Origin of the sequence: Streptococcus sp. 21.1 (genome assembly GCF_016648635.1) — a bacterium.
In the GTDB taxonomy this organism is placed as follows: Bacteria; Bacillota; Bacilli; order Lactobacillales; family Streptococcaceae; genus Streptococcus.
Genome location: NZ_JACLQL010000002.1, coordinates 25,338 through 41,074 on the forward strand (window position 1 = coordinate 25,338; position 15,737 = coordinate 41,074).

Below are 15,737 nucleotides of genomic sequence, written 5' to 3' on the forward strand. Positions count from 1 at the left end.
CTAGTTTGGTAAGAGGTTCCTTTAGAAAGGAATTGAGTGTGTCTGACTTTCGTTTAGGTGTAAAAGCCGCGGTACCGACAGCTTTAGGCTATGTAGCTATTGGTCTAGCCTTTGGTGTTGTAGCAGCAGCTTCGGGTCTATCAGCCCTTGAGGTTGGCCTCATGTGTGCCTTAGTATATGGTGGCTCGGCCCAGTTTGCCATGTGTGCCTTAGTAGTTGCAGGAGCTGGTCTAGGTGAGTTAACCTTGACTGTTTTCTTGGTTAATTTGCGTAACATGTTGATGAGTTTACATGCAACGACGATTTTTACAAAAACAAGCCTTTGGAATCAGCTGGGAATTGGTAGTCTGATTACGGATGAAAGTTATGGTGTCTTGTTGGGAGAATATGTGCATCATAAAGATATTCCTGCTAACTGGATGCATGGTAACAATATTTTTAGCTATCTGGTTTGGATTGTATCATCAGTTGTTGGTTGTTTGATTGGTTCCATGATTCCTAATCCTGAGCTATTTGGTTTGGATTTTGCTTTGATTGCCATGTTTATTGGTTTGTTAAGTAGTCAGATTGATGTCTTGTTAGGGGAAGGAGTGCGTAAGCTACTCTTGATTTTACTATCTATTGCTGTGGCTTATCTGAGCTTTAGTGTCATCTTGTCGGAATCTTTGGCTGTTTTAGTGGCTACTTTGGTTGGATGTAGTGTGGGGGTGATGTGTGATGGCCGTCAATAAGTTTATTCTCATTGCTATTCTACTTGGGTTTGTGGTCAGCTGGGTTCCTCGTGTGCTTCCCTTTGTTTTAGTGAAATACAAGGGGCTTCCAGATATCGTTGTTCGATTTTTGCACTATTTACCAGTTTCTATCCTCTTTGCTCTGATTCTCTCTAGTCTCACGACTGAGAAGATTGGTCACTTGCCACAGTTTAAGTGGATGGAAATCCTGGCTACTGTGCCAACGGTAATTGTAGCCTTTAAGAGCAAAAATCTGCTCTATGCAGTAATCGTTGGTATAATATCTATGGCCCTGATTCGTTTCGTATTTTAGCAAATGAAAAGACTTGGAGTTGCTCTTAGTGAGTCGTTTTCCAAGTCTTTTTTAGTTGTTGTTAAAAAAGGCAGCAATATCGTCTTCACTGAGACCAATCATTGGATCTATAGTTGCCCAATTTTCTTCAGTTAAACGATAGTTTTCTTCTGTTTGCACAGGTTTGTTAACAGACTTATCCACAGGCTGTGAATAAGTGTTAACAAGATCTTGGGATGGATTGATATTTTCCGAAAAGTCTTTGTTTTCAAGGGGTTCTGAGGGGCCGTTGTTTTTCGTTTTTGTTTGATTGGAGGCGCCTGTTGCCTCGTTTTTAACAATCTTTTCGACAGACTTATCAACAGCTTGTGTATAAGTTTGTTCAAAACGTTGGATGAGAAAAGTATTTCGTTTAGCCCCCTCGTTGCGAACGGCATAATCAAAGGCTGCGATTTCTCCTAACATGACTAGCTTACTCTTGGCACGTGTGATGGCGGTGTAGATGAGGTTACGTTGTAGCATACGTCCACTTTGTCGTGTGATGGGAAGGATAACGACTGGGAACTCACTCCCTTGGGATTTGTGGATTGACATGGCATAGGCCAGAGTAATCTTATTCCATTCGTTACGAGGATAGATAACCTCATTGCCATCGAAGGACATGTAAATTTCGTCCTGCTTGCTTTCAGTATATTTACCAGGGATGAGATCAGTAATGATGCCGATGTCGCCATTGAAGACATTGAGTTCGGTATCGTTGACCAGATGGAGAATTTTGTCGTTCTTACGGAAGAAAATGTCATTAAAGGCAAACTGATTGGCCTTTTCTTGAGGATTAAGTAGGTCCTGCATAATGGTGTTGAGATTGTTAATACCAGCCTGTCCTCGGTACATGGGAGCTAGAATCTGAACATCCTGAGCAGAAATCCCGCTCTTTATAGCGGCAGAGACAATTTTAGGAACCATCTGTGGAATATGGTTGGCATTGGCCTCAAAGTAAGAGCGGTCAGCCTTTTTCTCTGTGAAATCAGCGGGGAGTTGGCCTTGGCGCATCTGACTAGCTAAAGTAACGATGGTGGAATCCTCGGATTGTCTGAAAATTTTGGTCAGAGAAACCTTAGGCAAGTCATCAATCTGCAAAAGGTCAGCCAAGACCTGGCCAGGACCTACGGAAGGCAGTTGGTCTTGGTCACCCACAATGATGACTTGGGTTGAATCAGAGATACTTTCAAAGAGTTGATTGGCCAACCAAGTATCAACCATAGAAAACTCATCGATGATAATCAAGTCGCAATCGAGATAGTCCTCTAAGGTCTTGAAATCGTCTTCGCTATTGAGTCCCAAATGTCTATGGATAGTGGCGCTAGGGAGTTGGGTGAGTTCGTTCATCCGACGAGCAGCCCGACCTGTTGGTGCCGCTAAAATAATAGGCAAATCAGACTTCTTGAGATCTAGACCATGAAGGTCGGCATAAGTTTTAATGATTCCGTTAATAACGGTGGTTTTACCTGTCCCGGGACCACCTGTCAGGATGAAGACCTTGCTTTGTAGGGCTTTGATAATGGCATCTTTTTGAACCTTATCATAAGTAATACCAAGCTCCTCTTCCACCTCTTCAAGACTTGCTTGGATTTTGTCCTCTGCACTGATGTCAGGTTGGTCTTTTATGATACGAGTTAGGTGGGTATAGATACCCTGTTCCGCAAAATATAGGGTATTATCAAAGATTTTAGTTTCTATATTTTGCACTTTATCCTCTTGGATGAGATTGGTTAATTCCTTAGCGACCAAGGCAGGGTCAAGTTCAATCTGACGAGCACTTTCCAAAAGGATGATAGTTCGTTCGAGCAAAGCTTTGGCTTCGATGTAGGTGTCGCCTTCTTCCATACTGGCTTCTAGCAGACAATGAATCAAGGCAGCTCGTAAACGTTCAGGAGCATCACTAGCAATTCCTAAGCGTTCGGCTAGTTGGTCAGCTATTTTAAATCCGATTCCTTGAACTTCCTCTACCAAGAGATAAGGTTGTTCTTCGATAAGGTTGAGCGATTCTTCCTTATATTGGTTGAAAATTTGTGAGGCAGCTTTTGGTGTGAGTCCATAGTTGGAAAGTTTGGACAAGATTTGCTCGGTTCCATAGTTGATTTTTAACTTTGCAACGAAGGCTTCTCGGTTTACCTTTGAAAGGTTAGGAATCTGTTCTAACTTGCTAGGATCCTCGAGAATCTGGTCAATTGGGTCTTCGCCATAAATCTCGACAATACGCTCAGCTGTTTTCTTACCAATCCCCTTAAAATTGTCGCTAGCGAAATACTTGATAAGACCGCTAGCAGAAGGTTTTGACCGTTCGTAGCGCGTCATTTGGAGTTGTTCACCATATTTGGGATGATTGGTTAGCTGACCCCAGAAGGTATAATCTTCACCTTCCATGACATCTCCCATGGTTCCTGTAACAATGATTTCATAGTCCTCAAAATCACTGTCTGTTTCGTCAATTTCTAAGAGTAGAATACGGAAAAAATTACTAGCGTTTTCGAAAATGACGCGTTCGATAGTTCCTGAAAAATAAAAATCTTGCATGTGTTTTTCCTAGATACATAATAAGGCTGGGTTTCCCCAACCTTATCTTATTTAGTGTTTTTAGTTATCCTCAACGGTACCAATTTTATTAAGTGGCCAGAAGCGGAATTTAACTTCCCCTACAAGAGCACTCTTGTCAAAGTAACCAACTACTCGACTATCTTTGGAAACAATACGGTTGTCTCCAAGTAGGAAATATTTACCTTCAGGAACAGTAACAGAGAAGGTCGTGTTACCGTCAGCATTGGTTGTAAAGGCCTTGGCATCCTTAGCCAGTTGTTGGAAGTAGCCACTCTTGCTCTTGTCATCGTTGTAAGCATATTCTTTTTGTAGCTTATCCTTGGCAAAGGCAGCTTGGAATTCTTTGAGGTATTCTTCCTTGACTTCTTTACCGTTGACAGTAAGTTTATCGTTTTGATAGGTAATGGTATCACCTGGCATACCGATGATACGTTTGACGATTTGTTTCGTCTTACCGTCTTCGACTTCCTTGGCAACGACAATATCGAAGCGTTCAATGGATGTGTGTTTCAAAACGATAACACGTTGATTATTGGCTAGAGTAGGATCCATTGAGTGGCCGTCAACCTGGACAGGGAGCCAAAGGAAGAGGCGAGTCAAAAGGAAAAATGTGATAAAGAGGATAAAGAGTCCCCATTCACGAAGTAAAATGAGGAAGTATTGGGTCCATTTGTTTTTCATAGTTAAGGCCTTTCAGGGTTATTTTAAGCGTTGGTAGGCTTTTTTGGTATTGGCGAAATGATATTTAGCAGTAGCTTGGAGAGCCTGATCTCCGTAGGCTTGAAGAAGCTTAGCTGCGACCTGGTCAGATTTAGCGCCAGCACCTGAAGGAAGGGTGTAGCCAACCTCTTGGCTGAGTTTGTCAAGATTTTCCAGGAAGAGATTGCGAGCGATGATAGAGCTCACCGCGACAGCTAAGTATTTCCCTTCAGCCTTTTCTTCTAAAGTGATAGGAAAGTCAAAGCGATTGCGTTCATTCTTGAGGTATTTCTGATAATTTTTCTCACTGGTGAAGGCATCAATGACAATCTTATCTGGTTTAGCACCTGTTTGTAACAATAGGAAGATAGCCTGATTGTGGAGGGCTACTTTAACGGACACAGCATTATGACTCTTACCGTCTCCGACCACTTCATTGTACTTTCTAGGCGAAAGAAGAAGTGCCTTGTGAGGAATTTTCTCCTCCAATATAGGTGCAATCTGACGAATCTTGACATCATTAAGATTTTTAGAATCATCGACCCCAAGAGATCTCAAAAAGGCATGGTCAGCCGGGGTAACTAGACTAGCTACAACAGCTAGACCACCAAAATAGGAGCCATTTCCGACTTCATCTGATCCAATTAGGGCTAGGTTTTGCCCATCAGGTGAATGCTTAGATTCAGCTTGGTACCCAAAACGGCTAGCCAAGACTTCTGGCTTAGCTCCTTGGAAAGTTACCTTTCCTGAAGTATAGGCGATGACACTTATTCCATCGACCTTGGCTGAAAAGCTTGCATAAGGATTTTTAGTCGCAGTCGCATAGCTTGCCAGGTCCTTCTGGAGTGTCGAAATCTGCTCTGCTGTCATTTTTAATACGATTGTGCCCATGAAATCTATTTTAGCACAAAAAAGGAGAATTGGTAGATATTTTACAGACTCGGAATCCCTGAAAATTATTTTTCTAGAGAAGTGCAAAGTCTAAAATTTACGAAAGTTAAAATTTAGGATATAATGATTAGAAAGAGAATGCCTAACCATGCTCTTTTTTCCACAATTAGAGAAAATGGGTTGGCATTTAAGTATCGAACACGCCTCAGAGTAAGTGTCTGAATCTTGCTAACAAATGGCGATATAAAAGCAATAAAATAAGGAGAAGCTGCGGTGGCGAATCCGTGACCACCATTGATTGGCAGCTAACAAGCAAATGGCAAATAAGAACCGTTACAAATTTCATTTTGGAGAGAAGAACCTCACGCTAACAACTGATAAGGACAACCTTTTCATGGAAGAGGTTGAGCGTGTTGCCCACGAGAAATATAAAATTATCAAAGAGCAGATGAAAAATGCTGACAATGAAACAATCGCTATCCTAATGGCTATCAATTCTTTGTCGACTCAGTTGGAACGCGAAATTCAAGTTGAAGATATGGAAAAAGAGTTGGAAACGTTGAGAGCTAAGCAACTTGAACAGCTCAAGGTTAAGGCGACAGCTACAAATGACGATGAGGATGACGCATGATTGGACTCCTTGTCTTAGCCATTATGGCTTGGAATTTCTACATTGGCTACCGTCGAGGCCTCTTTATGCAAGCTTATTACGTGGTTTCAGTCATTATCGCCATGTGTGTGGCGGCCTATTTCTACCGGTCGCTAGGAGAGGCTATCAATCTTTGGGTACCTTATACCAATCCAACCAAGGATGCTAGTATAGCTTTCTTTAAAGATCAGAACATCTTTTCACTTGACCGTGTCTATTATGCGGGCGTTGCTTATTTTGCTATCTACTGTATAGCCTATTATGGCTTACGCTTTCTTGGTATTTTCTTCCATTTTGTGAGAATTGAGCGACTTGATCAGAGACGTTACCAAGTGGTAGGTGGTGTCTTGGCCACCTTAGTGAGTCTTGTGCCTTTGACTATGTTGGGGAATATTCTTGCGACTGTTCCTATGAACAACATTCAAACGCTCTTGTCATCGAGCTGGGTTTTACGTATCTTGATTAATGGTTATTTTCCAGTTAGTCAGATTATCCAGCATTTGTGGACAAGTGTGATATAGAAAATAGAAGTCTTCCTTGATTAAGGGAGACTTTTTTTGTTCATTGTTTTGGTAGGATATGAAAAAGACCGGACACAAGGTCTCAGTCTTTCTTAACTATTTTTACCCTAAGGTTGCAATGGTACATCCGGAACCACCGGCACTTTGTGGGGCATATTCAAAACTTTTAACATGGCGATGACGGCGGAGATATTTGGTAACGGCATCACGGATGACACCTGTACCAATACCGTGGATGATGTCCACCTGACTCATGTTATTAAGTAGGGCTTGGTCAATAAAGGCATCAAGCTCTTGCATGGCTTCTTCGTAACGTTTCCCACGAAGGTCTAGACGGGCACGAGGACCGCCAGATGACTTTTTGGCTTTTTTAACCACGTTAATCTGTTTCTTCTTAGGTTGTTGGGCTTCCGCTTGGGCACGAACAAGAGTGAATTCATCCGCCTTGAGTGTCATCTTGATGAGACCTACCTGGGCTTCCCAGTTACCATTTTTGGCTTGACTGGTAAGGGTACCACGTTGACCATAGGCGGTAACGATGATATCATCTCCGACACGAGGGGCACGCGCAGCCTTTTCTTTCTTGGCCTTACGAAGAACCTTATTCTTAGAGAGGTCCACTTGTGGGGCAAGTTTCTTGAGTTTTCCTTTGGCGTCGATAACTTCATGAGGTTTGAGTTGACTCTTATCGTGGAGATTTTTGAGAATACTATCGCTCTCAGCCAAGGCTGTATCCACCATATCTTGAATTTCTTTCTGAGCCTTTTCGAGTTCCTTGTCGTACTCATGGGAGAATTCGTTATAGAGTTTCTTGACCGCACGGTTGAATTTAAGGTTTTCTTGCTCAACGTCCTTGATGTGTTCCAGACGTTTTTGTGTTTCCACAGATTGAGCTTCAAGTTGCTCGATGATACGGTTGACATCACTATCAGTATCTGTGAGGTTTTCTGCTTCCTTGACAATAATCTCATTCAAACCGAGGCGGCGAGCAATCTCAAAGGCGTTTGAGCGACCTGGAACCCCCTGCATAAAACGATAGGTAGGACTTAAAGTCGCTGTGTCAAACTCCATGCTGGCATTTTCCACATGTTGCGTCTCAATTCCATAGGCCTTAAGCTCAGGATAGTGAGTAGTAGCCATGGTCTTAATCTGGCTCAAACGGAGGTGCTCTAGGATTGCCATGGCTAGACTAGCTCCTTCCTGAGGGTCGGTACCAGCCCCAAGCTCATCGACCAAGACAAGACTGTTGCTATCGGCAGCGTCCAGAATCTCGACAATGTGAGTCATGTGACTAGAGAATGTTGACAAACTCTGTTCGATAGACTGTTCATCTCCGATGTCCGCAAAAATCTCTTGGAAAATGGCCACACGGCTGCCCTTATCGGCTAAGATTGGAAGACCAGATTGAGCCATTAGCTGTGCTAGTCCTAGAGTTTTAAGCATGACCGTTTTACCACCGGTATTGGGACCTGTAATGACAATGGCTGTGAGGTCCTCATCAAAGCGTAAATCGTTGGCTACTGGGTTGACCAAGAGAGGGTGACGAACGTTAAGCAGTTGAAGTGTTTGGTTGTCACTAATCTTTGGAATAACCGCCTTCTTATCTTGGAGATAGAGGTATTTTCCTCGAATGAAGTCTATGTGGCCCAAAATCCAAGCGTTGTTGGCAATCGCAGCGGCTTGTGGACGGAGTTGATCAGACAATTCATGCAGGATACGAGCCATCTCATGACGTTCGTCTGCACGTAATTGTGTAATTTCTTCGTTAAGCTGTATAACGGCGCGTGGCTCGATATACACTGTGTTTCCAGAGCTTGAGATGTCATGCACAACCCCAGCAATACGGTTACGGTAGGTATTTTTGACAGGCAGCACTGAACGATCATTACGACTAGCAATCAAACTCTCAGCCAACATGTGGCCAGATTTCTTGAGAATGTCTTGCAAGGTCTGGCGAATGGCATCATCACAAGATTTGAGTTGACGACGGATATTTTGCAACTCTGGGCTAGCAAAATGCTCAATGAAACCACCGTCATTGATGCTTTGAAGACTGCCTTGTAGACTTGGGAAGGCCTCAATCTTTTCGAAAAGACGTTTTAGAGCGACGAGCTCAACATTTTCAAGGTCAGCGTAGAAGCGACCAAGGTCAGCTGAAGCTTGCAGCACCTTCTTGATGGCAATAAGCTCCTGAATGTTGAGGTCAGCATCCAATTCCAAGCGACGCAAGGGTTCAGAAATATCTCGCAAGCTACCAATGGCAAAGCCGTGGTGTTCTACGAGAATCTCTGCCATTTCTTGGATTTCTGTAAATTGATTTTGAATTCTCTCTGGATTGGTCATAGGCACCAAGTCACGTAACTCCGCCTTAGCCTGTTCGGTCTGCAGGTATTCTGTGAACTGGTCCTTGACCTTGTTAAATTCTAATTGGTCTAAAATCTTTGTGTTCATAGCTTCTATTATAGCACATTTGCCTATGGGGCGTGGAGGTGGGAAATGCCTGAGGTCGTTTTATGAGCGGACTCTTGTCATCAGATGTTGACTAGCTATTTTTACAAAAGAGTCTCCCTAAAATAAGAGGTTTTCAATTAAAACCAATGCTCTCATCTATGCTATAATAAACCTATGACTAATCAGAAAAAATTACTCCTAATTGACGGTTCATCCGTTGCCTTTCGTGCCTTTTTCGCACTTTATAATCAAATTGACCGTTTTCGTAACAATAGTGGCCTTCATACCAATGCCATTTATGGCTTCCACCTCATGTTGGACAACCTGCTTGAGCGTATCCAACCGACTCATGTCTTGGTAGCCTTTGATGCGGGTAAAACAACTTTCCGTACAGAGATGTTTGCGGACTATAAGGCTGGTCGTGCCAAGACTCCAGAGGAATTCCGTGAGCAGTTTCCTTATATCCGTGAGATGTTGGCTGCACGTGGTATTGCCTATTATGACCTGGCTCAGTATGAGGCAGACGACATTATCGGTACCTTGGCTAAGATGGCTGAAAATACCAGTGAGGACTATCAAATTACTGTTGTCTCTGGGGATAAAGACTTGATTCAGCTGACTGACGAAAACACAGTCGTTGAGATTTCGAAGAAAGGTGTGGCTGAGTTTGAGGCCTTCACACCCGACTACCTCATGGAGAAAATGGGGATTACCCCAGCGCAATTCATCGACCTCAAGGCTCTCATGGGTGATAAGTCCGATAATATTCCAGGAGTTACTAAGATTGGTGAAAAGACTGGTCTCAAGCTCCTCTTGGAACACGGTTCTCTTGAAGGTATCTATGAGCATATTGATGAGATGAAGAAGTCCAAAATGAAGGAAAATCTTATCAATGACAAGGAACAAGCCTTCCTCTCTAAAACACTGGCGACCATTGATACCCAGTCTCCTATTGAAATTGGCCTAGATGATACAGCCTTTACGGGACCTGACCTTGAAAAATTGGCAGCCTTTTATGACGAGATGGGCTTTGTTCAGTTCAAAAATGCCCTTGGTGGAGAGGCTGTGCCGCAGGATTTTGATGTGGCCTATACTGAGCCTAGCCAAGTGACAGCGGATCACTTTAGCTCTGATGATTTCTTCTATTTTGAAATTCTCGGTGACAATTATCACACAGAACCTATCATCGGTTTTGCTTGGGGGAATGACAAGCAGATTTATGCGTCTACAGATACAGACCTACTTAAATCAGAGGCATTCCAGGCAGCTCTTTCAAAAGCTGTTAATATCTACGATTTCAAGCGTAGTAAGGTCCTTTTGAGCCATCTAGGTATTGACTTGCCGACGGCTAATTTTGATGCCCGTCTGGCCAAGTATCTGCTCTCAACCGTTGAAGACAATGAATTGTCAACCATTGCCCGCCTCTATACGGACCTACCGTTGGAAACAGATGAAGTGGTCTATGGCAAGGGAGCTAAGCGTGCGGTTCCTGAAAAAGAGGTCTTACTCAGCCACCTGGCTAAGAAAGTCAAAGTCCTTCAGGTTGCCAAACCGGTCATGCTCGAAAAATTGGCTGAACACGTTCAATCAGAGCTCCTCTTTGATATGGAATTACCACTGGCAAATGTACTAGCCAAGATGGAAATCGCTGGTATTAAGGTTAAGGGACAAACCCTTAACGAGATGGCAGTGGAAAACCAAGTAGTTATCGATAAATTGACCCAAGAAATCTACGAAATGGCGGGCGAGGAGTTCAATATTAACTCGCCTAAACAGTTGGGTGTTATCCTTTTTGAAAAGATGGGGCTACCTTTGGAATACACTAAGAAAACCAAGACCGGTTACTCAACAGCTGTGGATGTCCTTGAACGATTAGCACCGATTGCTCCAATCGTAGCTAAGATTTTGGAGTACCGCCAAATTACTAAGCTTCAGTCTACCTATGTCTTGGGGCTTCAGGATTATATCCTTGAGGATGGCAAAATCCATACCCGTTATGTGCAGGATCTAACTCAGACAGGACGTCTGTCATCAGTGGATCCCAACCTGCAAAATATCCCCGTTCGCTTGGAGCAAGGTCGTCTCATTCGTAAGGCCTTTGTCCCATCGACTGAGGATGCAGTGCTTTTAAGCTCGGATTACTCACAGATTGAGTTGCGCGTGCTTGCCCATATTTCGGGAGATGAGCATTTGATTGCAGCCTTTAAAGAGGGGGCAGATATCCATACCTCTACAGCCATGCGTGTTTTTGGCATTGAAAAGCCAGAGGATGTCACACCTAACGATCGTCGTAACGCCAAGGCTGTTAACTTCGGTATCGTTTATGGCATTTCTGACTTCGGCCTTTCTAACAACCTTGGCATTAGCCGTAAAAAGGCCAAGGAGTATATCGACACCTACTTTGAGCGTTATCCTGGTATCAAGGCCTATATGGATAATGTGGTTCGTGAGGCCAAGGATAAGGGTTATGTAGAAACCCTCTTCCATCGCCGTCGTGAGTTGCCAGATATCAATTCTCGTAACTTTAATGTTCGCAACTTCGCAGAGCGTACAGCCATCAACTCGCCTATTCAGGGAAGTGCTGCTGATATCCTCAAGATTGCTATGATTAACTTAGACAAGGCTTTGGTAGAAGGTGGCTATAAAACTAAGATGCTCCTCCAAGTGCATGATGAAATCGTCCTTGAGGTGCCAAACGATGAACTTGTAGCGATGAAAGCCTTGGTTAAAGAAACCATGGAAGCTGCAGTCGAACTCGCTGTCCCACTCATTGCAGATGAGAATGACGGCCGCACATGGTATGAGGCAAAGTAAAACATGAAAGAAAATTTTCCATTTACCTACTTTCTCTTGCGTTACATGCTAGGATTCCTGGCTGTTGTCCTAGGTATTGTAGCAGTATTGGTGATTATCACCTACTTTATGACCAAGTAGAAATAGACAGATGAAAGCTGGACTGAGGTCCAGCTTTTTTGCCTATTGAAAACCACCAGCTATGCTAGTGGTTCCGAAAAGTTTTTAACGATGTATCAAAAAAGTTCCCCTAAAGTGTTATATTAGATAGGGTTTCCCGACCAGTAGCTAATATACTAATGAGACTTGCTAGTCGGGTCAGCTAGCAAAGGTGGTGCTGAATCGGTGGTTTCTTAAGCCTTGGCCGGTAGCAGAGGCTTTCATCCGAAGAGCAAGTCACAAGTTCTAATCTATGAACTTAGAAAGGAAGGAATAACTTAGAACAGCTCTCAAATAAATTTGGAATAAACATTTCTAATTTTAGTTATATAATTAAATTGATTAATCGTTAACCTTTATTTTATAATTAGATAAACAAATTTGAATTTCTGGAGTAGTAGTGCAATGAAAAAGGATAAATATAAGAATTTGATTTTCGCATATACGGTTTTATATACATTTGTAACGGTGCTAAACAGCATTTTGTATTTATATAACGGAATATATGAGGATCCGAGCGGAAACTGGCACGAAATAGACAGAGCAATCATAGTTTTAATAGGTGTAGTGGCATATGCTCTTGTTACAGAGCTGGTTATAAAGCCTATGGTTCTAAGATATGCAGTTTCGTACATACCGACAGTTTTACTTGCATTTTTTTATGTATGGTCTACGAGCTTTAGAGAAAATTTAGCTCAGTCCGCGTATATGGACGTCTGGATAAATTTCACGTCTATGTTCGTTATATTTTGTATAGTCCATTTTATTGTGTACAAATGTAGAAAAAAGAAAGGGACAATGAAGTAAACTAATTCCAATTTATAGTATTGTATACGGCAAAGGTAGCAATTGAATATGGTAAAATTACTGATGGCTTTTTTAAAGCAGGACTTGTACCAAAAGAAGTTGGTCCTGGAGGTGGAACATTGTCGTTTTTACCCAAAGGAGTACCTTTGACTGGTTCTGTAATGTCATCACCTAATGAGAAAGTAGACGATCAGTCAGATAAAAGTAAGGATCGTATCTGGGGTGGGCAGTCGCTTTATGGCACCACTGACGACAGTTACTTCTTCTACAAGGTAGATTAATAATTCACAAGCTGAAACTGAAACGTTTCGGCTTTTTTGTTTTCTCCATAGTGACATTTATGTCACTATTTTTTATTGGCTCACTTACCTATAATAAAAGCATAACTGAGAACAGCGACAGGAGTTCTTAATAAAAAGGAGTGTCGTATTATGATTGAATTTTTGATGTCAAAAAATGTGACTTATTTGGAATTGTTTTATATCTTTCTGGGAGTAGTTCTTTCAAAGGTATACCTTGCTTTGCATGGCCGGAAGCACAATAAACTTGATGCATAAGAAAAAGGGTAGCACTCAATGCTATCCTTTTTTGCTGTCTTCATAAGTTTTAATCATTTTCTTCTGTGGTGTGGCCATTGGGAACTGGTCGAAGTCCTCAGCCGCTACCCAGCATAGCTCCTTATCGGTAGTGAGTTTGTCGTCATTAACGCTACCTTCTACCATCACGATGGTCCATTTTTGGTGGCTGAAGGTATGTTTTACAGGTGTAAAATCATTGTTCGTCCACTCTGGTTTAAGGGCATAATTTTCCTCAAAAATAGCCTTTTGAGAGACTGTCTCGAGAATACTATCATCTTTTTCAAAAAGTCTGAGTTGTTGGCCAATAAAGTCCGTTTCCATGATAGGAAAGGACCAGAAACCACCTAGCAGACGTCCCTCGATATTTTTTTCGAGCAGAAATTCACCCTTTGCATTTCTGATAATAAAAGCCTGAATTTGCATAGGTTTAGGCTTCTTCTTAGGCAATTTGATAGGGTACTTGTCATAAGTTCCGTTGAGATAGGCTGCACAGAAAAAGCGAATAGGGCTTTCGTCGGGTCTTGGATTTTTAGCTGATTCGATATCGGTCCCAAGGTCCATAAGCGCCTGATTAAAGTCCCCTGGACGGTCAGGGTCAATCAAAATGTCCATAATCGCTTGAAAAATCTTACGATTTTTGGCGTCTCCGATATCGTAGTTGACCTCAAAGAGACGGGCCATAACTCGCATAACATTACCATCAACAGCGGGCTCTGGGAGTCCAAAAGCAATGCTAGAAATAGCACCAGCAGTATAGGGTCCGATGCCCTTGAGTTTGGCGATGTTTTCATAAGTATCTGGAAACTGACCATTAAAATCATTCATGATTTGCTGCGCAGCCTTTTGCATGTTTCGGACACGTGAATAGTAACCTAGCCCCTCCCAAGCTTTGAGAAGCTTCTCTTCTGGAGCTTCAGCCAAATCTTTAACTGTTGGGAACCAGTCTAAAAAGCGCTCGTAATAGGGAATGACAGTCTGAACCTGTGTTTGTTGTAGCATGATTTCACTAACCCAGATATAATAGGGATTTTTAGTTCTACGCCACGGTAGGTCTCGTTTCTCTCGATTGTACCAGTCCAGGAGTGTACGACGAAAAGAGGCGATTTTCTCAGCATCCCACATGACAATGCCGTATTCTTTTAAATCTAACATGTCTCTATTGTAGCAAAGAAATCTTTTTTCAAAAAATTATGCGTTTTTCTGTTAAAAAGATTGACAAAAGTAAGCGTTTACATTATACTAAGAGTGTAAAGAAGATAAGGATTCATCAAGGAGGTAAAAGCCATGGTGAGAGTCAATATTTCAAGGTATAAAAACGGAGACTAAGATCTCTAAACAAAACAGTAGGCAAAACAAATAACTTTACCAATCATCTCTGAGGAGCGTGACCGCATGACAGTAGGACGTTACAAGAACGGAGATTAATTCAGTCGCATAAAATAGCTACAAGGGAGTGATACCACCAGAAGTCGAAAGCCAAACTCAAATCTGTTAACTTAAGAAAAAGTGAGGTAAAGCTCATGAGAGATGTTAGTAGGTATAAAAATGGAGACACTTAGGTTGTTGCGTAAAATAGCCTAAGGAGTGATACCCATGCCACACGAAACGTAAATCCTATATTCTTAAGATGAACGAGGTGAGTTCATGAAAAATATCAGTAGGTATAAAAACGGCGATTAAAAATGTTGCATAAAATAGCTACAAGGGAGTGATACCACCAGAAATCGAAAGCTAAACTCAAGATTAACGTCAAAAAGTGAGGTAAAGCTCATGAGAAATGTTAGTAGGTATAAAAATGGAGACACTTAAGCTGTTGCGTAAAATAGCTTAAGGAGTGATACCGATGCCAAATGAGTAAACTATCGACAAAAGTTAAATGCTTAAATCTTGTAAAAAAGTACCGAGGTGACGCTTATGTTGATGTTTGATGTAAGTCGTTATAAGAACGGCGACAAGTAAATCTCATTGAGTGGTCAATGGGGAGATAGGTCTCAAATCATACGAATCAGAGGTGATTACTATGATGATGAATTTAGGACGTTATAAAAATGGAGACACTTCAAGTTATTGCATAAAATAGCTTAGGGAGTGATACCAATGTAATAGAAAATTTACAATACAAAGAAGTTATTTGTAAGTTGATGGAGGTAATCTATGATTGCTAGGTATAAAAATGGTGACACACAATGACTCCTCCTTATGAAAATATTTTTTACAAAATTCCAAAAGGATGTTCTAATGACAATTGAAGAATCTTAAAAGCTCATTCTAGCGTGTAAGAATGAGCTTTTTGATATGTTGAATTTTGCTGAAAGGTACTTAATCCTTATTGTTTAACTGGACCTTTCGTAGGAGAGCCAGTCTTTTTTGTTCTTCGACTAGAGCCATAAAGATTTGGTATTGATTTTTAAGATGCGGCAGGAAGCTCTTAGGAATCTTGCTATCAAAGCTTAGGTTGTTCAGAAATATGGGAGCACTACTATCTCTATAGATTTGTCCTTGGAAGAAGTAGTTGTCGGTCACGATATCAATTGAGATACGTGATGAGCGCCATCGCCGTTTGCGCAT

General features: G+C 41.9%; 13 protein-coding genes. 7 read left to right on the forward strand and 6 right to left on the reverse strand.

Annotation, left to right across the window (positions count from 1 at the left end; translation table 11 throughout):
- Window positions 1-38: 38 nt before the first annotated feature.
- Together H7U01_RS01960 and H7U01_RS01965 are read left to right on the forward strand one after the other, a co-directional pair.
- Window positions 39-731: an AzlC family ABC transporter permease gene (locus H7U01_RS01960; protein WP_048790108.1), complete on the forward strand. Its 693-nt coding sequence runs from the start codon at window positions 39-41 to the stop codon at window positions 729-731.
- A complete protein-coding gene (locus H7U01_RS01965; RefSeq protein WP_014635057.1) occupies window positions 718-1,044 on the forward strand; it encodes an AzlD domain-containing protein in 327 nt (108 codons plus the stop codon). Before H7U01_RS01960 ends, H7U01_RS01965 begins: the two co-directional genes overlap by 14 nt.
- A 51-nt stretch (window positions 1,045-1,095) precedes the next feature.
- Here H7U01_RS01965 and H7U01_RS01970 read toward each other — a convergent pair whose 3' ends face one another.
- Genes H7U01_RS01970 through rnhC form a run of 3 tightly spaced genes read right to left on the reverse strand, consistent with a single transcriptional unit; the run spans window position 1,096 to window position 5,211 of the window.
- On the reverse strand, window positions 1,096-3,600 hold the full coding sequence (locus H7U01_RS01970) for an ATP-dependent RecD-like DNA helicase (protein ID WP_201041037.1): 2,505 nt from the start codon (window positions 3,598-3,600) through the stop codon (window positions 1,096-1,098).
- A 60-nt stretch (window positions 3,601-3,660) separates the two neighbouring features.
- Complete coding sequence (gene lepB, locus H7U01_RS01975; protein ID WP_002884233.1) at window positions 3,661-4,302, reverse strand: signal peptidase I; 642 nt, start codon at window positions 4,300-4,302, stop codon at window positions 3,661-3,663.
- A gap of 18 nt (window positions 4,303-4,320) precedes the next feature.
- Window positions 4,321-5,211 carry a ribonuclease HIII gene (gene rnhC / locus H7U01_RS01980; RefSeq protein ID WP_037604730.1) on the reverse strand — a complete coding sequence of 297 codons (891 nt, stop codon included), beginning with the start codon at window positions 5,209-5,211 and terminating at the stop codon, window positions 4,321-4,323.
- A 316-nt stretch (window positions 5,212-5,527) separates the two neighbouring features.
- On the opposite strand from rnhC, the gene zapA reads away from it, so the two are divergent.
- Both zapA and H7U01_RS01990 read left to right on the forward strand, forming a co-directional pair.
- Entirely contained in the window at window positions 5,528-5,842 is a 315-nt protein-coding gene (gene zapA, locus H7U01_RS01985) for a cell division protein ZapA (RefSeq protein WP_004183554.1), read from the forward strand.
- Entirely contained in the window at window positions 5,839-6,381 is a 543-nt protein-coding gene (locus H7U01_RS01990) for a CvpA family protein (RefSeq protein WP_002884677.1), read from the forward strand. Before zapA ends, H7U01_RS01990 begins: the two co-directional genes overlap by 4 nt.
- Before the next feature lie 102 nt (window positions 6,382-6,483).
- Here the strand turns inward: H7U01_RS01990 and H7U01_RS01995 are convergent, their stop codons facing one another.
- On the reverse strand, window positions 6,484-8,832 hold the full coding sequence (locus H7U01_RS01995; protein ID WP_201041038.1) for an endonuclease MutS2: 2,349 nt from the start codon (window positions 8,830-8,832) through the stop codon (window positions 6,484-6,486).
- 174 nt (window positions 8,833-9,006) lie between these two features.
- Between H7U01_RS01995 and polA the strand changes: the two genes are divergently transcribed.
- The 3 genes from polA to H7U01_RS02005 all read left to right on the forward strand — a co-directional run bounded on the left by polA (window position 9,007) and on the right by H7U01_RS02005 (window position 12,872).
- Window positions 9,007-11,646 (forward strand): DNA polymerase I, encoded by a 2,640-nt coding sequence (polA, locus tag H7U01_RS02000; RefSeq protein ID WP_201041039.1) that lies wholly within the window; start codon window positions 9,007-9,009, stop codon window positions 11,644-11,646.
- 543 nt (window positions 11,647-12,189) lie between these two features.
- Window positions 12,190-12,591: a DUF6608 family protein gene (locus tag H7U01_RS10045; protein WP_037602632.1), complete on the forward strand. Its 402-nt coding sequence runs from the start codon at window positions 12,190-12,192 to the stop codon at window positions 12,589-12,591.
- A 20-nt stretch (window positions 12,592-12,611) separates the two neighbouring features.
- Window positions 12,612-12,872, forward strand: a complete 261-nt coding sequence (locus H7U01_RS02005; protein ID WP_037602630.1) for a hypothetical protein — start codon at window positions 12,612-12,614, stop codon at window positions 12,870-12,872.
- Window positions 12,873-13,169: 297 nt separating this feature from the next.
- Here the strand turns inward: H7U01_RS02005 and mutY are convergent, their stop codons facing one another.
- Together mutY and H7U01_RS09970 are read right to left on the reverse strand one after the other, a co-directional pair.
- Window positions 13,170-14,321 (reverse strand): A/G-specific adenine glycosylase, encoded by a 1,152-nt coding sequence (gene mutY, locus H7U01_RS02010; protein WP_201041040.1) that lies wholly within the window; start codon window positions 14,319-14,321, stop codon window positions 13,170-13,172.
- A 1,167-nt stretch (window positions 14,322-15,488) separates the two neighbouring features.
- Window positions 15,489-15,737 carry a hypothetical protein gene (locus H7U01_RS09970; protein WP_260318063.1) on the reverse strand — a complete coding sequence of 83 codons (249 nt, stop codon included), beginning with the start codon at window positions 15,735-15,737 and terminating at the stop codon, window positions 15,489-15,491.